This window comes from Faecalimonas canis, from assembly GCF_054601575.1.
In genome coordinates this window covers 1-18,442 of sequence record NZ_BAAHSI010000036.1, presented here as the reverse complement: position 1 = coordinate 18,442, position 18,442 = coordinate 1, and the positions used below count along the sequence as shown (strand labels likewise).

Annotated in this window: 22 protein-coding genes; all 22 read right to left on the bottom strand. The window is 36.7% G+C overall.

Translation table 11 applies throughout. The features are described from left to right. Nucleotides 1-11: 11 nt before the first annotated feature. Complete coding sequence (gene mutS / locus ACYPXO_RS09890; protein ID WP_459640405.1) at nucleotides 12-2,663, bottom strand: DNA mismatch repair protein MutS; 2,652 nt, start codon at nucleotides 2,661-2,663, stop codon at nucleotides 12-14. A gap of 98 nt (nucleotides 2,664-2,761) precedes the next feature. Further along, the gene (locus ACYPXO_RS09885; RefSeq protein WP_459640404.1) at nucleotides 2,762-3,178 is read right to left on the bottom strand and encodes a putative ABC transporter permease; all 417 of its coding nucleotides are present in this window, start codon (nucleotides 3,176-3,178) and stop codon (nucleotides 2,762-2,764) included. An 84-nt stretch (nucleotides 3,179-3,262) separates the two neighbouring features. Further along, complete coding sequence (miaB, locus tag ACYPXO_RS09880) at nucleotides 3,263-4,720, bottom strand: tRNA (N6-isopentenyl adenosine(37)-C2)-methylthiotransferase MiaB (protein WP_459640403.1); 1,458 nt, start codon at nucleotides 4,718-4,720, stop codon at nucleotides 3,263-3,265. A gap of 84 nt (nucleotides 4,721-4,804) precedes the next feature. After that, entirely contained in the window at nucleotides 4,805-4,984 is a 180-nt protein-coding gene (locus ACYPXO_RS09875) for a DUF4250 domain-containing protein (protein WP_459640402.1), read from the bottom strand. Then, nucleotides 4,984-5,532: a 5-formyltetrahydrofolate cyclo-ligase gene (locus ACYPXO_RS09870; RefSeq protein WP_459640401.1), complete on the bottom strand. Its 549-nt coding sequence runs from the start codon at nucleotides 5,530-5,532 to the stop codon at nucleotides 4,984-4,986. Before ACYPXO_RS09870 ends, ACYPXO_RS09875 begins: the two co-directional genes overlap by 1 nt. After that, nucleotides 5,510-5,731 (bottom strand): DUF896 domain-containing protein, encoded by a 222-nt coding sequence (locus ACYPXO_RS09865; RefSeq protein ID WP_009757048.1) that lies wholly within the window; start codon nucleotides 5,729-5,731, stop codon nucleotides 5,510-5,512. The genes ACYPXO_RS09870 and ACYPXO_RS09865 overlap by 23 nt, the downstream gene beginning before the upstream one ends. A 25-nt stretch (nucleotides 5,732-5,756) precedes the next feature. Then, nucleotides 5,757-6,110 carry a hypothetical protein gene (locus ACYPXO_RS09860; RefSeq protein WP_459640400.1) on the bottom strand — a complete coding sequence of 118 codons (354 nt, stop codon included), beginning with the start codon at nucleotides 6,108-6,110 and terminating at the stop codon, nucleotides 5,757-5,759. Nucleotides 6,111-6,156: 46 nt separating this feature from the next. Then, complete coding sequence (locus ACYPXO_RS09855; protein WP_459640399.1) at nucleotides 6,157-6,975, bottom strand: bifunctional hydroxymethylpyrimidine kinase/phosphomethylpyrimidine kinase; 819 nt, start codon at nucleotides 6,973-6,975, stop codon at nucleotides 6,157-6,159. After that, the gene (locus ACYPXO_RS09850; RefSeq protein ID WP_459640398.1) at nucleotides 6,976-8,643 is read right to left on the bottom strand and encodes a putative polysaccharide biosynthesis protein; all 1,668 of its coding nucleotides are present in this window, start codon (nucleotides 8,641-8,643) and stop codon (nucleotides 6,976-6,978) included. It abuts the gene before it with no gap. Nucleotides 8,644-8,662: 19 nt separating this feature from the next. Continuing rightward, a complete protein-coding gene (gene ybeY, locus ACYPXO_RS09845; RefSeq protein ID WP_459640397.1) occupies nucleotides 8,663-9,157 on the bottom strand; it encodes an rRNA maturation RNase YbeY in 495 nt (164 codons plus the stop codon). Continuing rightward, a complete protein-coding gene (locus ACYPXO_RS09840; RefSeq protein WP_459640396.1) occupies nucleotides 9,157-10,143 on the bottom strand; it encodes a PhoH family protein in 987 nt (328 codons plus the stop codon). The genes ybeY and ACYPXO_RS09840 overlap by 1 nt, the downstream gene beginning before the upstream one ends. Further along, entirely contained in the window at nucleotides 10,144-11,379 is a 1,236-nt protein-coding gene (locus tag ACYPXO_RS09835; RefSeq protein ID WP_459640395.1) for a sporulation protein YqfD, read from the bottom strand. A gap of 13 nt (nucleotides 11,380-11,392) precedes the next feature. Continuing rightward, on the bottom strand, nucleotides 11,393-11,659 hold the full coding sequence (gene yqfC, locus ACYPXO_RS09830) for a sporulation protein YqfC (protein ID WP_459640394.1): 267 nt from the start codon (nucleotides 11,657-11,659) through the stop codon (nucleotides 11,393-11,395). A gap of 54 nt (nucleotides 11,660-11,713) precedes the next feature. Then, nucleotides 11,714-12,415, bottom strand: coding sequence for a transglycosylase domain-containing protein (locus tag ACYPXO_RS09825; protein WP_459640393.1), 702 nt, complete (start codon nucleotides 12,413-12,415; stop codon nucleotides 11,714-11,716). An 88-nt stretch (nucleotides 12,416-12,503) separates the two neighbouring features. Then, nucleotides 12,504-13,805, bottom strand: a complete 1,302-nt coding sequence (locus tag ACYPXO_RS09820; protein ID WP_459640392.1) for an MATE family efflux transporter — start codon at nucleotides 13,803-13,805, stop codon at nucleotides 12,504-12,506. Nucleotides 13,806-13,868: 63 nt separating this feature from the next. Beyond that, nucleotides 13,869-14,333, bottom strand: a complete 465-nt coding sequence (locus ACYPXO_RS09815) for a low molecular weight protein-tyrosine-phosphatase (RefSeq protein ID WP_459640391.1) — start codon at nucleotides 14,331-14,333, stop codon at nucleotides 13,869-13,871. Nucleotides 14,334-14,595: 262 nt separating this feature from the next. Further along, the gene (locus tag ACYPXO_RS09810) at nucleotides 14,596-15,786 is read right to left on the bottom strand and encodes a tyrosine-type recombinase/integrase (RefSeq protein WP_144209896.1); all 1,191 of its coding nucleotides are present in this window, start codon (nucleotides 15,784-15,786) and stop codon (nucleotides 14,596-14,598) included. A 77-nt stretch (nucleotides 15,787-15,863) separates the two neighbouring features. After that, a complete protein-coding gene (locus ACYPXO_RS09805; RefSeq protein ID WP_004613735.1) occupies nucleotides 15,864-16,067 on the bottom strand; it encodes an excisionase in 204 nt (67 codons plus the stop codon). Between the two features lie 375 nt (nucleotides 16,068-16,442). After that, complete coding sequence (locus tag ACYPXO_RS09800; protein ID WP_025487352.1) at nucleotides 16,443-16,682, bottom strand: helix-turn-helix domain-containing protein; 240 nt, start codon at nucleotides 16,680-16,682, stop codon at nucleotides 16,443-16,445. Beyond that, complete coding sequence (locus tag ACYPXO_RS09795; protein WP_008787630.1) at nucleotides 16,675-17,103, bottom strand: RNA polymerase sigma factor; 429 nt, start codon at nucleotides 17,101-17,103, stop codon at nucleotides 16,675-16,677. Before ACYPXO_RS09795 ends, ACYPXO_RS09800 begins: the two co-directional genes overlap by 8 nt. A 279-nt stretch (nucleotides 17,104-17,382) precedes the next feature. Further along, nucleotides 17,383-17,607 carry a hypothetical protein gene (locus ACYPXO_RS09790; protein ID WP_117576203.1) on the bottom strand — a complete coding sequence of 75 codons (225 nt, stop codon included), beginning with the start codon at nucleotides 17,605-17,607 and terminating at the stop codon, nucleotides 17,383-17,385. Then, nucleotides 17,604-18,383 (bottom strand): alpha/beta hydrolase, encoded by a 780-nt coding sequence (locus ACYPXO_RS09785; protein WP_117576204.1) that lies wholly within the window; start codon nucleotides 18,381-18,383, stop codon nucleotides 17,604-17,606. Before ACYPXO_RS09785 ends, ACYPXO_RS09790 begins: the two co-directional genes overlap by 4 nt. Nucleotides 18,384-18,442: the final 59 nt, after the last annotated feature.

Sequence of the window (18,442 nt, the reverse complement as noted above, 5' to 3'; positions counted from 1 at the left end):
CCCCTTTTCTTCTACCATCTGTTTTTCAGTTTATTTTGCAAACGATAAATCGTATTCAACGCATCCATAGGTGTCATACGACTTACATCCAATTCTTCCAATTCTTTTAGCACATCATCGTCTTTAACCGTATCAAATAAAGACATCTGCGCCAAATCCACTTCGTCATATTTTTTCTGCTTTGTTCTTGCCTTTGAGTCCTGTCCCTGAATCTTAATATCTTTTACTCTTGTTGTAATATCTGCTTCGCTCAATTCACTGACAATCTCTTTTGCTCTTGAAATAACCGTATCAGGTACTCCTGCTAATTTTGCAACTTGTATTCCATAACTCTTATCCGCTCCGCCTTTTACGATTTTTCTAAGGAAAACAATATCATCTCCCTTTTCCTTTACAGCGATGCAGTAATTATTTACACTGTCAATCTTGCCCTCCAGTTCAGTCAATTCGTGATAATGTGTTGCAAACAAAGTCTTCGCCCCTAAAAGTTTTGCATTGCTGATATGCTCTACAACCGCCCACGCAATACTCAATCCGTCAAACGTACTTGTTCCGCGGCCGATTTCATCTAAAATAAGTAAACTTTTATTTGTAGCATTTCGCAAGATATTAGCGACCTCTGTCATTTCCACCATAAATGTGCTCTGTCCCGATGCTAAATCATCCGATGCCCCCACTCTTGTGAAAATACGGTCAACAATTCCTATATTTGCACTTTCGGCAGGTACAAACGTTCCAATCTGTGCCATAAGAACAATCAGAGCCGTCTGACGCATATATGTTGATTTCCCTGCCATATTTGGCCCTGTTATAATAGACACTCTATTTTTTTTGTCATCCAGCAACGTATCGTTTGCGATAAACATATCATTTGGAATCATTTTTTCTACAACCGGGTGACGTCCGTTTTTAATATCGATAACCCCTTTTTCATTTATCTTTGGGCGTACATAATTGTTTCTTTCGGCAACAAGCGCTAATGATGCAAACACATCTATTTTCGCAATTGACTTTGCCGTCTTTTGTATACGAACGACTTCATCTGCAATCTTATCACGGATTTCGCAATAAATTTCATATTCTAACGCATACAGTTTGTCCTCCGCCCCTAAAATTGTGTCTTCCAGTTCTTTCAATCTTGGAATAATATATCTCTCTGCATTTGCAAGTGTCTGTTTTCTTGTATAATAGTCCGGTACAAGTTCTTTATAAGAGTTTGTCACTTCTAAATAATAACCAAACACTTTGTTATATTTAATCTTTAAATTTTTAATGCCTGTTTTTTCCCGCTCTTCTGCCTCCAATTCAGCTAACCATGTCTTTCCTTCTGTTTTGGCACGTCGAAGTCTGTCCACCTCTTCATCGTATCCATCACGGATAATACCTCCTTCCTTCATGGCAAGAGGCGGCTCTTCCTTAATTGCACTTTGTACAAGTTCACACAAATCCGTCAATGTATCCAACTCACCGTGAAGTTTCACTAATAACGGAGAAGTCATATCCGACAAAATATATTTAATATACGGAAGCATGGCAAGGGAACTCTGAAAAGCAGTTAAATCTCTCGGATTTGCCGACTGGTATGTAATCTTACTGATTAATCTTTCCAAATCATAAACCGGAGTTAAATATTCTCGGATTTCCTCTCTGGCTATAGCGTTATCCTTCAATTCTCCTACTGCATCTAATCTGTCAAGAATATCTTCTTTATTAATCAAAGGCTGTTCCACATAACTTCGCAATGTTCTCGCCCCCATGGCAGTTTTTGTTTTATCTAAAACCCATAAAAGCGAACCTCTTTTTTGTTTTTCACGAAGTGTTTCGCACAATTCCAGATTTCTTCTTGTAGAACTGTCAAGCAACATATATTTTCCTGTTGTATAACCGGTAATTCCCGTTAAATGTGAGAGCGTTGTCTTCTGTGTTTCATAGAGATATTTTAAAAGTGCACCTGCTCCTATTACGCCACAGTTATAATCACCAAGTCCCAATCCCTCAAGTGAACTTACTTTAAAGTGCTCTTTTAATACTTTTTCGCACATAGCGTCATCAAAATACCATGCATCGAGAGAGTAAACTGCTATTCCAAGGCGATTTTTCAAATCATCTATATCAAGTCCACTCATATAAAAAGGCTCATTGCAGATAATTTCTGACGGTGCAAATTTAGCAATCTCGTCCAAAAGTTTTCTTCCTGTATCTAATTCCGTGACAAAATAATCTCCGGTAGAAATATCCGCAACCGATAAACCGTATCTGTCTGCAATATAGACAATACACATAATATAATTATTTTTCGATTCATCTAACGACTGTGTATTTAAGTTTGTACCCGGTGTGACGATACGGACAACCTCACGTTTTACAATTCCTTTAGCAACTTTCGGGTCTTCTACCTGTTCACAGATAGCCACCTTATAACCTTTAGATACAAGCCTTGTCAAATATCCCTCTACGGCATGATAAGGAATACCGCACATTGGAGCTCTCTCCTCCAAACCACAGTTTTTTCCTGTTAATGTCAATTCCAGTTCTTGCGATGCCGTTATTGCATCATCAAAGAACATCTCATAAAAATCTCCTAATCTATAAAATAAAATACAGTCTTGATACTGTTTTTTCGTTTCAACATATTGTTGCATCATTGGAGTCAACTCAGACATTTCCCATTTCCTCCTTATTTTTGCGGGGAACTCCCCCATTTTGTTCATATCTTATCAATCATAACAAATTTCAAAGTTCTTTTCAAGTTTCCCATTTTTCATAATACATGAAAATTCGGCTTTTCTTCCCTATAAAACCAATACAGAAAGTACCCGCCACCGATTATTCCCAACGCACATAAACCGGAAAAAATGATAGCAAAGGGAATGCAAATCTGTCCAAACAATTGAAAAGGCTGATCTGTATAATCCCAAACCTGCCATTCAAGCCATTTATTTACAACAACTCCGGTAATAAATTCACTGGCAACAACAAAAATCGTACACCTTACTATCTGTATCCATAAAGGCTCTCTCCATTTTAACATTAATCCCTGCCATACGCAGAAAACTGCACAAATTCCTCCCAGCACAAACATTGTCCAATGAGAAAATCCCCGAAAAAATACTTCAAATGTATAATAGATTGTTCCGCCTAACGCCCACACAAATAAATATTCACTTATTCTTTTCAAAGAAAAACGCCCTTTCTATCTACTTTATTGTTCTTAGTAAATAGTTTGGACGTATCTTCTTAAAATATGGGTGGTAGTTATTTCTTATTCCACTCTTGTACCGATATAATAAAATCCTTTACACTCTTCTAATTTCACATCAACAATTTTACCGATGAGGTCTGCATTTCCCGGAAAATGTACTAAAATATTATTGCTTAATCTTCCAGTCACAAGAGAAGCATCATGATCATTTAATGACTCTACTAAAACTTCTTGTGTTGTTCCTGTATGTATGCTGCATACTTCTGCTGAAATTTCCTGTACTTCTTTTAACAAACGATCAAAGCGGTCTTTTACAACATCTTCCGCAACCTGATTTTCCATTGTGGCAGCAGGTGTTCCTGTACGTTTTGAATAAATAAATGTAAATGCACTATCGTAACGAACCTGCTTTACAATATCCATTGTTTCTAAGAAATCTTCTTCCGTTTCCCCCGGAAAACCGACAATAATATCTGTTGTCAGAGATATGTCGGGAATAGCCGTTTTAATCTTTCTGACCAACTCTAAATATTGTTCTTTTGTATAACGGCGATTCATCTTCTGTAAAATCCGAGAACTTCCCGACTGCACAGGTAAATGCAAATGTTTGCAAATCTTTTTAGAGTTTTTCATTACTTCAATCAATTCATCCGACAAGTCTTTCGGATGCGAAGTCATAAAGCGTATTCTTCTAAGTCCTTCAATCTTCTCAACTTCCTGCAATAACTGCGCAAATGTCATTGGAGTTTCCAAATTTTTCCCATAAGAATTTACATTCTGTCCAAGAAGCATAACTTCCACAACACCATCTGCAACCAATCGTTCAATTTCTCTTATAATATCTTTTGGATTACGGCTTCTTTCACGCCCACGCACATATGGAACAATACAATAACTACAGAAATTATTGCATCCAAACATAATATTTACTCCTGATTTAAAAGAAAATTTACGTTCACTTGGCAAATCTTCCACAATTTTATCCGTATCTTTCCAAATATCAATTACCATGCGTTCCGATTCAAAACGTGTCACAATTAATTCCGCAAATTTATAAATATTATGCGTTCCAAAAATCAAATCAACAAAACGATAACTCTTCTTTAATTTCTCCACAACTTCAGGTTCTTGCATCATACAGCCACAAAGACCTATCATCATATGCGGATGCTCTTTTTTCACTCTCTTTAACTGTCCAAGACGGCCGTAAACACGCATATTGGCATTTTCGCGAACAGTACATGTATTATAAATAATAAAGTCTGCCTTTTCTTCGTCTGTTTCCTCCACATAACCAATCTTTTCCAAAATACCGACCAGTTTTTCGGAATCTCTTGCATTCATCTGACAACCGAATGTTGTTACACAAAAAGTAAGGGGACGCCCCAATTCCTCTGCCTGTGCAGAAACGTATTTTTTAGCTTTTGCCATATAATAATACTGTCTGTCCGGTTCAGTGACAGGTGCTTCTTTATTCAAATCAATTTCTTCTATTACTTTATCTAAATTTTCTAACATATGTTTTCCTTTCTCTTATCAAAAGTGATATATGACTTTACAATTATACGATATAGAAAACACTTTTGCAAGAATGCAATCCGTCTACACAAACTGATTTTTCAGTTCATCATACTCATATCCTATACCTTCAAGTTTATGTGAAATATCTGCTTTATTTATATTCATATCCTCACACAAAGCATCCAAGTTTTTATAATAATCTCTCAATTTTGTATTAACAACACTCAATAAAAGTATTGCATCTTTCGGTAAATTTATCATTATATCTCTCCTTCATCCGTCCATATCCTATCCGGATTTATATCGTATTGTTCTACAGGTACATACTCTGTTTCCTGAAAGGAAAATCCAATCCCAATTTTAAAGTGATTTGGATGTTTTTCAAGATACCTGTCATAAAAACCTCCGCCATAGCCAAGACGGTGTTTCTCTCTGTCAAAAGCAACAAGTGGCATAATAAACAAAGCCCCTTCTTCTATTGCTTCCTCATTTGTTTCCGGCGGTTCAAAAATTCCTCTATACCCCTCTTTCAGTTCATCCACATCCCGAATATAATAAAACTTCATTTCATCACCGCACACTTTAGGGACTGCCACACTCTTGCCATTTTTTAGGCTATACATAATAAAACGCCATGTGTCCGCCTCAAAACGATAGGACACATAGCAATAAATAATTTCACTTTCCCTGTATATTGGCTGTTCAAGAAGAAATGCCGTTAATTTTTCACTTCTTCTTTTCCACTCTTCTTCCGAAAGTGCTTCCCTTCTCTTTAAAATTTCTCTTCTAATTTGCTTTTTTGTTTCCAAACTTTTCTCCCAGATTTGTAATCGTTCCATCCTTCTCCTGAATGGAAATATTATTTAACTGACCACGAAGATTTCTTTTAAATGCGTCAATGTATTCTGCTCTTAATACTTTTTGTTCCTGAAGTTCCTCTGCTGTCAAACCTTCTGCTTTTGATTTTCTATATAACTCATTGATTCTCTGAATTTTTTCTTCTAACATCTCTTTTGTCCTTCCTTCTTTTTTATCAACTGGAGTAATTTTCCAAAAAACCGTACACCGCCTCAAGACTTAGAAGCCTTTTCCCTACTTTAACCTCTTTTGCCAAATCAATTGGAAGTTCCTCCATACGAATATTTGTATATTCAAACACTGTTTTTTTATCACTTTTATATACTGCAATAAACCCATTTAATTCCTGCAGATAATAAACATCTGGTTGAAATGCTTCGCCCTCCGTTGCAATGGAAGGATGTTTTTCTTTTGTTTCCTGTTTTAATTCCATTCTTGCATGACGATAACTCATCTGATATGCAACTGTCAATGCAGACAGGCAGACTACTGTTGCAATGAGAAAACGAATACCGTATTTCTTTTTCATAGGACAACCCCTTTTTTATTTACAGTATTCGCCTGTTGTTCTTAATCTATACAAGTAATGAAAGCATTTTTTCTAAAATAAGTCCTTCCCGTTTATTATACTCATACCTATACGTTTCCGCAATACAGGCTTTCACAAACTCATGTGCCTGTATAATATTTTCTTTTAACGGAATACCTTTCATATAATTTCCTAAAATAACTCCGTCAAACACATCTCCTGTGCCATGTATACTGTTTGGCTCACATTCAAGAAATAAACAGGCTTTTTTTCCATTTTCGCTGTAAAAAATCTCTGTCTTTTCTCCTGATGTCACACTTGTAATCACCATATCTTTTACACCGAATTGCAATAATTTCTCATATATTGCATTTCGATAAGCCAAATCCGGATTTTCTTTATACGCCATTTCTGCAAGAAAACAGGCTTCCGTGTAATTAGGTAAAATCAAATCAGAAACTGGCAGTAACTTTTTTACCGCCTGCAAATAATGGGTATCAAAGTTGCCGTAAAACCTTCCGTTATCTCCCATAATCGTGTCGGTCACAACTTTCGCTTCCGGAAAATGACTGATAAAATCCAAAACGCCTTCCACCATATCACAATTTCCTAAATAACCTACAAAAATAAAATCAAACATAACCTTTTCTTTTTTGTAGTGTTTTGCACATTCACACAGATAGCGGGGTGAAACCGGACATACCGCCGGCTTCCCATATCCGCCTGTATGGGTAGATAAAAGCATTGTAGGAATCAAACAAACTTCCACTCCCATTGTATTTAAAATTGGAATCATATTCACTGCTCCCGCTTTGCCCACCGCACATATATCGTGGAGCAGCGCTACCTTTTTTGTTGGTTTCATCTACACTTCCTCTTCTCTTAACAGGTGCAATTTCTTCAATAACCCTGCCAGTTTTCTTCCCTTTGGCATAGCAAGAATTTCATTTTCCGTAAGTCCGCCAAGCAAAAGTAGAGCTAAAGAGTAAATAACAATTGCTACACATACAGAAATAACCGTGGCTACCTTTTCCGGTACAATATTTGTAAGTGCTATCTGAACGATAAATGCAACTACTCCCATAATAATAGACGCAATCAACGGAAGAATAAATGTTTTATAATATTCCTGATGATAACCGATTGCTTTTCCTAGCGCGCGACCGTTTAAAATACACATACTGAGTGAAAATACAATTGTACTTCCGATAACCGCAAAAATATTCATCTTCAATACAACAAGCATGATGAACAATGAAATCAAATGAATTACAAGTGAAATCGCTGCATTTTTAATCGGTGTTGTCATGCGGTCAATCCCCTGTAGCATAGCATTCGTAATTGTAGACAACGAATAAAACGTAATTGTTATCGCTCCCGTTATTAATAAAAGTGCAGGCGTGGAATTATTTCCGTTAAATAGCAAATTCATAATCGGTTTTGCCAACACCATATATCCTATTGTACTTGGAATGGAAATAAGCATGGAAAAACGTGTCGCCAATCGGATTTTGCTATGTACTAACCTGCGATCACCCAATGTCATGGCAGCAGTCAGACTTGGAATAACTGATGCTCCTATCGCATTAGCTATAGCAAGAGGTACATTTACAAGTGTATTAAATTTCCCCGTGTACATTCCCCACAATGTTTCGTATTTTTCTTTAGCCATTCCCTGCGCAGACATGACATTGCTGAAAATGCCCGCATCCAAAATTTTTGTACTCTGATATACTGCCGTACTTAAAATTACAGGAAGAATTGTCATTAACAAAATAGGAAAGATTGTTCCGTATTCTTCCTGATAAGTTGTATGGTCACGTCTTAACTGTTTTCTGATAACTTTTCTATAGATAAACAAAACGAAAAGTAAAAACAAAAGTCCGAAAACCGCTCCTACAAATGTACCAAGCGTACCGCCTGCTGCCGCATAGGCCGGACCTAAATATTCTTTCCCTTTTGCTTCAGCCGCTTTTCGTCCAAATTCAAACAGATAACTTGCCCCGACAACACTGACAATCGCATTGACAATCTGCTCTAAAATCTGGGATACCGCAGTGGGAATCATTGTTCCCAAACCTTGAAAATATCCTCTCACTACACCCATAACGGCCACTACGAGAAGACAAGGCGCAAGCACCCTAAGTGCGTACTGACTCGGTCCCATCGCCATAATCTTTGCAGCAATAAAGTCTGCCCCAAAGAATACAATCAGACCGATTGCAGAACCGGACACAAGCGCAAAAACAAGCGCCGACTTAAATACTTTAAATGCGTTTCTCCTTTCACATTTAGACACCCTAGCCGATACCAATTTAGAAACGGCAAGCGGAAGGCTGTATGAAGTCAGAAGAAGCGCCAATGAATAAATTTCAAAGGCAATACCATAATATGCTTGCCCCTGATCTCCCATAATATTAATAAGGGGAATACGATAAATAACCCCTATAATTTTCGTAATAATTCCGGCAGAAGCCAAAATCATCCCCTGAACAAGAAATGCTCCCTCGTGTTTTTTCCCTTTTGTTTCCATGTATTATACCTCACCTAAGTTATCTTGTTATCCCTAACTGTTCCAAAATTTCCTTTTGTTTCTTTTCCATTTCCAAACGTTCCTGTTCTTCCATGTGATCATAACCAAGTAAGTGTAACATACTGTGCGCAATTAGAAAAGCATATTCTCTTTTTATTGTATGTCCATATTCCTTCGCCTGTGCAACCACTTTCTCTTTGGAAATAACAATGTCGCCAAGCATCAGTTCTCCTGTATCACAGTTAAAATAACTGTCGTCTTCCTCCAGAAAATCAAACTCTCCTGTTTTCTCAAAATCAATCATCGGAAATGATAATACATCTGTTGCTCTGTCTATCTGTCTAAATTCTGCATTCATCTCCTGAATTTCCTTATTCATCGTCAAAAGTAAATTAACTTCTGCTTCATAAGGACAATTTTCGTAATCTAATACGCCCTCAACAACTGTTTCTGCAATTTCTTCACAATCCAGTTCCAGTTTCAGTTCGCCTTCCTCTTCAAAATATACTGTCATTATCTTCTCCTTTTTTCGTGTATAGATGCACTTTTCTTCTCAAACTCCTCGTATGCTTTTACAATCTTTTGTACAAGCGGATGCCTTACAACATCTTTACTTGTCAGGTTGCAGATAGAAATATCATCTATATTTTTTAATACTTTTTTTGCAATATCTAATCCGGAAGTTGTTCCTGAAGGTAAATCCTTCTGCGTAGAATCACCGGTCACAACAACTTTTGAGCCAAAACCGATTCTTGTCAAAAACATCTTCATCTGAGCAGGTGTCGTATTTTGTGCCTCATCCAAAATAATAAATGCATTATCAAGAGTACGTCCTCTCATATAAGCAAGCGGTGCAACCTCAATTAATCCCTTTTCCGAATTTTTAATAAATGATTCTGCTCCCATAATCTGATACAGAGCATCATATAACGGTCTTAAGTATGGATCAATTTTACTCTGCAAATCTCCGGGTAAAAAACCCAATTTTTCTCCCGCTTCAATAGCCGGACGAGTTAAAATAATGCGTCCGACCTCATTATTTTTAAATGCAGTAATCGCCATCGCCATCGCAAGATATGTCTTTCCCGTTCCGGCAGGACCAAGCCCAAACGTAATCATCTGTTTTCTAATGGCATCCACATATTTTTTCTGTCCCAGCGTTTTAGGTTTAATCGGTTTTCCCTGTAAAGTGTGACAAATAATTTCCTTGTCAATCTGTAAAAGTCCGTCTGTGTTATCTTCAAAAGAAAGTGAAAGAGCATAATCTACATTCTGCTCCTGAATAACATTTCCTCTCTTAGATAATTCAAGCAACTGTGAAAGAACATTTTCTGCTTTTTCAACACAAGCTGCCTCCCCCAATATTTTCACTTCCCCATTTCTTGCAATCAATGTTACATGGAGAGTGCGTTCAATTTTTTTCGCAAATTTATCAAATTCTCCAAAAACATTTTTCTCATGTTCTGCAGAAACTTCCATAACTTTTTCAAGTATTCCCATTTAATCAACTCCTTTTGATTCTTTTTCTTTTATCTGAAGGATAGTCGTATCTTTTCTCATGTTTTCAGATTTAATCAGAGTCAATTTTCCCGCCGCCCTGACGTTTTTTGACCCTTTGTATATTTTAACATCTTTTTCAATTATTTCTACCCCTTTTTCTTCCAAATCTTTACAGAAATTTTGAAACTCATTGCTTAATATTTTCTGCATTTCCTTATCACTTCTTTTTTTCTTCTCCGGTACATATTCTTTTATACACTTTTTGCCATAAGATACAGGAAAATAAAAATGTTCTCCCAATCTCAACTTGTTTTCACTTGTATAAATTTCTTTATGTTTGAATTTATTCCGCAACAAGCCAAAGCCGAAAAAATGCTTCTTCGCTTTTAAAAAAAACTGCTTTCTTTCTTTTCCCGTATACTTCTTTTCTATATAATCTGTAGAAATTTCTGACTGATAAGAATTGGAAACTTTTAATCGGATATCTGCGTCAGCCGACTGATAACGATATTCGATAACTTCTTTTGCATCGTTTTTAATCTCCACTCTCCCACTGACAAGTACGTCCCCTTTCTTCACTTTATCTCCGACAGAAACAAGAGGCACTCCCGAACGAGCGATAATCTCCATAACCTCTCCATTTTCCGAGGCGACTAAGTCAGTAACCTTTTCCTCTTTATTTACTTTTTGTGGGACTGTATCTGTATTTTCCTTCACTTGAATCATTAAACGGCTTCCTTGTATAGAAACAGAAACCCATATCACATCATCAAACTCTTTTCGAATATCTTTTGCAATTCTCTCACAGTTAAGTTTTGATTTCGGCATACCGTGATATACATTTTTCGTTTCCAAAAACTCTAAAATCACTTCGTCCGTCTGTGAATAGTTTCCCTCAATATGAATATTCCATACAATCGTAGAAAAAATGTATATAGAAAGAACACAACCCGCCGCCCCGATAAAAAATACTTTTCGCTTTCTATATTTATGTAAAAAAAAAGGAAGACCATATCGATTTAAAATCACAACTTTTGTCTTCGTTTTCTTTAAAATAGGTTTTAATTTTCTAAAACCGCTTATGCTGATAAACATTTCATAATCATGCATATGCGGAGTAAGTCCCCATAGGTAAATATGATGATGACGGCATAAATTTAAAAATCGCTCCGGAGAATAACCGATAATTTTTATACACAGATAACCTTTTATATACCGAATAATAGAAAGTAGCACACATTTGCCTCCTTTAGCAATACTCAACCATTTTAATATGACCTGTTATTTTCATCTCGCCATTCGTATAATATTCAATTTGCATATTTTTTCCCGTTACCCGTATCTGACCGACTTTACTCCGAATGCGTATCACTGTATCCGTATATTCTAAAATCCCTTTATAATTTTCAACACAGACTTCCAACTGACCAGTCATTGTTATAATCGGTACACCAAATATAACATCCTTCGGAAGATTTGTTGCTGATGTCATTTTCTTTTTTAAAGACTCTTTCATCACAAATGCCACACATATAAGTTTATAGTAATATATGTATCTTCCCAAAATTTATTACTTGATAATGATATTTGCTTCCTTTTGTGTCAGATAACCAAACTCTACCATTTTCTCAACAACCTGACGCTGACGCTGTTTCGCCAAAGTCGGATTGACATCAAGAGAATATACAGATGGGGCGTTTGGAATCCCCGCCAACAAGGTCGCCTCATAATCTGTCATATCTTTCGGCAATTTATTAAAATATGCCATGCTTGCATCTTTTACACAATAGCAGTTATTTCCAAAGTATATGGAATTTACATATAACTCAAGTATTTCATCCTTCGTATATTTCTTTTCCATTTCTATTGCCACAAATACTTCCGCTACTTTTCGGACAAATTTTTTCTCCTGCGTAAAATAAAGATTTTTTGCCAATTGCTGCGTAATCGTGCTACCGCCCTCCACAAGTGACATTGCCTGAATATCATGAACTGCTGCCCTTGCTGTTGCTAATATATCAATCCCCGGATGCGAATAAAACCTGTGATCTTCCACAGAAATGATTGCCTCCTTATAAATCCGCGGTAATTCTTCAACCTGAGTATATTGCCTTTTGCTTCTGATTTCAGCAACTTTATCTTCAATACTCACTTCATTTACCGCATCTTTGTACATCGTATATCCTTCATAGGTCAAATAAGAACAAGCGCCAATACCTATGATAACAATACAAATAAAAATGTATTTTATAGTTTTTCTTACTGTACGCATAAATACTTCTCCTTCTATAGTAAATTATCTTACCAAAAAGTATTTTATCAAAGAAATCAAAAAAATGTTTTAGGATAATCTTAAGTTTTTATAAGAATTGTCTTTTGCATTTCCTATAATAAACAAATCCAACAAGATCTGCTAAAAACCAGCCAATCGGAATTGCCCACCATATTCCAACAACACTTATCCATTCTATAGCCGATAAAATATATGCAAGAGCAACTCTTGTTCCAAGGGAAATAACCGTCAGTACAATAGACATCTGCGGTTTACCCATTCCTCTATATAACCCATAAAACATAAACAAAAATCCAATCAGGCAATAAAAAGGACATACAATCTGAAGATAGCGAACTCCCTCTACGATTACATCCGTATCTCCCGCAGAAACAAAACATCCCATTAACTGTGACGCAAATAAGAAAACCAGCGTAGAAATAATGACACAAGTCATCAAAATCAATTTTACCGCCGCCTTCGTCCCTGTATGAATACGTTCGGTCTTACCCGCACCTCTGTTCTGTGCCACATAAGTTGAAAAGCCATTTCCAAAATCCTGCACCGGCATATAGGCAAAACTGTCAATCTTAACTGCAACTGCAAATCCTGCCATAACAGTGATTCCGAAACTGTTTACTAATCCTTGCACCATTAAAATACCGAGATTCATAATAGATTGCTGAATACTCGTCATTGCAGACTGATCAACGATTTTTTTTAACAGATTTTTCTTTATGGCAAACATTTCTTTCCTAAACTTCATTTCAGGAACACATTTCAACGTATATAATGCAATTCCCACTGCTGAAACAATCTGAGCAATCACCGTTGCGTATCCCGCTCCCTGCACCCCCATCCGAAACGGTACTATGAACAAATAATCTAACACGATATTTAACAAAGACGAAATAATAAGGAACACAAGCGGTATAAAAGAATTACCCATACTTCTCAAAACTGCAGCAAAATAGTTATATAAAAAAACAAAAAACATTCCCGCAAAAATAATTAGCAGATAATCTTTTGTCATGGTAAAAATCTCTTTCTCAATATTCAAAAGCCGTAAAATTTTTTCAATAAATAAAAAACTTAATGCATTAATAGCAACAGTAACTCCACAAATAAATAAAAATGATTGAAAAAAACTTTGTGATAATTGTTCTTTATCCTTTGCACTATAAAAATAAGAAAAAATAACTCCACTTCCCATACAAAGCCCAATAATAATGGACGTCAGAAAATTCATTGTCATGTATGAAGAACCAACCGCTGCCAGTGCGTTTGCACCGACAAACTTTCCAACAACAAGCGTGTCAACTAAATTGTAAAGTTGTTGAAACAGATTCCCTGCAATCAGTGGCAGCGAAAATAAAATAATCGCTTTCATTTCATTGCCTTTTGTTAAGTCTATATTTTTCGTTTTCATTATATCAAATGGTAAATCTGTTACCTATCCTTTCTCCATAATATAATTCAAAAGTCCGTGACATCCTTCGCAGACATCATTATATGTGTCATCAAAATTTCCTGTATACCATGGGTCTGCGATGTCGCGGGATTCTCGTGAGAAATCAAGTAATTTATGTAATTTCTTGTCCGGATCACTGCCGAAAATTTTCATCATATTTGTCATATTCCAAGAATCCATTCCCAAAATATAATCATATTCGCCATATTCTTTTTTAGTTACTTGGCGTGCACGGTGATTGCCGCATGGTATTCCTTGTTCTTTTAGTTTCTGCCGTGTACCATGATGTACCGGATTACCGATTTCTTCTCTACTTGTAGCGGCAGAATCAATATAAAATTTTTCCGCTAAATTTGATTTGTTTACTAAATCTTTCATAACATATTCTGCCATTGTCGAACGGCAGATGTTGCCGTGGCAAATAAATAGTACCTTTATTTTCTCCATTTTATCTCCTCATATCCTCTCAAAGCCTTATAAATACTGGCTTTTCAGCCTTTGTGCATTTTTTACTTGAAAGGTTCTTTTTTGAGTAAAAACTTACTAAATTTCTGATTATCTTTTCATAAGTTGGTAAATGCCGATATATCCCGTATTTTAGGGCTTTATCGGTATTTTCTTTTTGGAAGATACCTTGCATAAGCTGGCATTTACCAGCATGAAAATGCAACCAAAAGTAGTAAATGAGTAGTAAATATAAGCTCCGATATTAACAAGCCAGTCTTTCCAGTTCTGCTTTTGCAGATTGAAATGTACCGTGTGCATAATAGCCAAGTGTCATGGTTATGTTAGCGTGTCCCATGAGATATTGCAGAGTGTTAGGGTTCATTCCTTTGTTTGCCATATTCGTACAATAAGTATGTCGGAATGAATGTGGTGTGATGTTCGGTAACTTGTCCGTGTGATACTTGTTATACTTCTTAATCAGTCCTCGCACCATGCCCTCATAGTTTCCTGCAACTTTAGGCAAGCCCTCACGGTTTAAGAATAGAAAATTGCTGTAACCACCTACAATCAGCGGTTGTGCTTTTCCTCTGTTCTTTAGTATTCTTTGGATTGCTTGATAAGCCCGTTCTGTCAATGGAAGTTCCCGTTTTCCGTTTTTGGTCTTTGGCGTTTCAATATAGTAGCCGATTTCGCTATCTTTCAATAACTGGTGGTCTATATTGAGTATTCTGTTCTGCATATCAATATGCGTCGTCAGTCCGCAAAATTCAGAAATACGAAGTCCCGTTTCCAGCAGAAGCACAATCTCATCATAATACTTGCTGTAAATCTTATCCGTTTCCATAAAGGCAAGCAGGCGTTCTTCCTGCTCTGGTGTAAGGATAACTTTCTGCTCCGTATCATCTTCCAGAACATCACTTAGCCTAAATTCAAACGGGTTCTTTCTGATACAGTCGTCTTGTATCGCCATGTAAAATGACGCTTTCAAGGAACGCTTATAGTTATCAATCGTTTTGTAGGCATATCCTTTTTCACTCATTCTGATAGCCCATTCTTTAGCGTCCGACTGCTTGACGGTATCAATCGCTCTCATACCCAACGGGTCATTTTTCAGAGCGTTCATAAGATACTGTCGTCCTTTTTCAGTAGCCCTTTTGATGTTCTTTCTTTGGCTGTTCTTCTTGTCGTAGAGCTGGCAGACTGTCATTTTACCGCCTGCTGTGTCGATACCGTCGTTAAGGTCTTTTTTTATCTGTGTTTCTTTTTCCCTCAACGATATATCATCACGTTTTCCAGCAGGTGTCTTGTCTGTCGGTACAAGTTTCCAAGAATAAATAAATTGTGGCTTTCCGTATATATCGGTATATTTATAAACGTATCTTCCGTCTTTTCGCTGGCTCTCTCCATTACGCAAATTGCGATTTTTACTGTCTTTTCGTTTCACATTAGACATAGTGTAAAGCTCCTTTCCGTCATGGAATGAGCCGTGATACGCTACATTTATTATACCATATCTACGGCTCAATGACATTAGATTTCGTCCAATGTATCTATGATTTTTTCAAATTGTTTTCGCTTAATCTGAATACGGTTACCGTTCACGATAACCCAGCCAGCGTCAATGTTTTCTTCGGCTAATTTACGCAATTTCTTTTCGCCAATGCGGAAGTATTTGGACGCTTCTTCAATCGTCAGCGTATATTTTTCCCAGATAGGCACATCAGTATTGTTCATAATCTATGCACCCCCTTTACTGTGTGTCATTTTTTTCAAGCAGGCAGACGGCTTTGGAAAGCTCCGTTAGTATCTCAACTATTCCCATTCTTGTGGGCAGAACCGCACCATGCGGACGTATCATTATTCTGTGAGGATAGGTCGTGGCAAAGCGACTTTTCCAACGGTCGCTCTCGGATCACTGCGTGGATCGCTCGCTTTCTTTTGAAAAGGTCGTGGCGTACAGTTCCCGTGGCTCGCTATCTCACAAACGTATCTGTCTGCTTTATTCAGTTTTCAAAGAGCTGTGGCGAAAGCGGTATGCTTTCATGTAAAAGCAGGGAGCAGAGCAGGAAAGAGGGGATTAAACAAATCATGCTCTGCGGTTACTGCTTGTTATTCTTCGGTTTCTAAAGGAATATCAAAGTCCAAAATCATTTTAATAAGTGCTTCTCTGATACGTCCTTTTAATTCCATGTCTACGACTATGCAGACATTACCATATTTGTCGTAGAACGGACGCAAACAACATTTTGATATGTACGGGTCATACAATGCCAGTATCTTTTCAATCGCATTTACGTTGCCGTCCACAGCCGACGAGATAAGGTAAAATGACGGGCGTGTGTTATTCATCATTCATGTTCTCCTTTAATTTTTTCTTGATTTCTTCAAGTGAGTTCTTCCTACTGCGGAACGACGTTGAACGGTTAATCTTTAATCTGTCGCCGATTTCTGTATCGCTCATGCCTAAGAAGAAATACATCAACAAGATTTCTCTGTCTTTTTCAGACAGATACTTAATCGCTTCTGCTAAATCATCATCAAGGACACGAACCTCAATACCACATACATCAAAGGCGGTATAATCGCTTTCATATTCGTCCCAGACTGCCAGCTTTTCCACGACGATTTCTGGAAGTTCACAATAGGAAATTTCCTTATTTCTTCGTCGCTTTAATTCTTTGCGATAATTACGGACAATACCTTTTACTACACGTTTGAGCTTGCAGTCGAATTGACATTGTATTGTCTTTTGGAAGTCCGACGGTTTCATATCATCACACCCCCTTTCTGTTATGACGTGAAAAGTGTTTATCCCTCTTTCCGCACCATATCTGTACAGCAAGGTGTGATTTGTTGCATAAATTTGAAAAAAAGTGAAAAAATTTTTTCGGGTACAAAAAAAGCCCGCACAAAACATATAGTCTGTACGAGCTATTAAAGCTGTGAGATATTCAGTTGTTGATAAAATGCTGTTAGGTAGTGTATGACCGTATAAGATTATGCTTAAAACTTTCCATAATACAAGCCCCCTTACAGCACTTGATTTCTGTTAAACTTTTGTCTTTTTTGTAATCTTGTAAATATATTCTTCTGGCGTAGGGTGTTTGTTTCCAAAATACTTTCTGAAATTTGCCTGCACTTCTGGGTCGGTGCTGTTCATAGCTTCATCAATCGTCGCTTCAATATCAGCCCGAACATCAGCCAATGATACACCGCCAGCTTTTGCACCAGCTTTCAGTGCTTTTTTAATATCTCGTTTTTTCAATCCTATCATAAGCTCTCCTTTGTATTTAAAAAGGGTACAACTACTTTCAACCACTCGTCAGGCAAATATATTGCTAAATATCCATGATTATATCCTTTCGCTTCGTATATTTGACATGAAGGAACTAATTCTTTAAAGAGTTGTGCCGACTTCTTTACACATTTCATTTCTTTTGAACCATAACAATACATAATTTGTGCTTTCGTTTTAGAAATATCTTCTTTTAACTGATATTCTGCCATGTATGTGCGATACATATTATAAAGTGTATTCTTCTTTAATAAGGGCATATCATGTATATAATAATTTTCAATTTCTTTTGTAAATCTCATATTAGGAAACAATCGTAGCAAAACCATTTGACATTTGCACGAAAATCTACTAAACATCAATCCCCCAAAAAGACGGACTGTGGCAATACAAAATTTTTCCAATTTGGGTTGTGGATAACAAATACTTCCGTCTATGATAGCTTTTTGAGAAATATCAGCTTTAAGAGAAAGCATTTCTATCACAATCTGCCCCCCTAAAGATACACCACAAAGCAGAAAAAGCTGCCCATTACAATTTTGATTTATATACGAGATTAGTTTTTGGGCGCTATCTATTGTAGAGACATATTCTGTATTATATTCTTCTCCATGTCCATCTAGAGTTGGCAAAATAACATGATACTCTTTAGACAATGCTTTTGCTTGTCTTAAATAATTCCACCATGAATTTCCACCGCCATGAATTAACATAATATGCTGATTTTCTTTATCTCCAAACTCATGGAATTTCATTTATATTTCCTCCTCAAAAATCTGTTCTGTAATATTTTCTAATAGTTTTTTTACTGTAC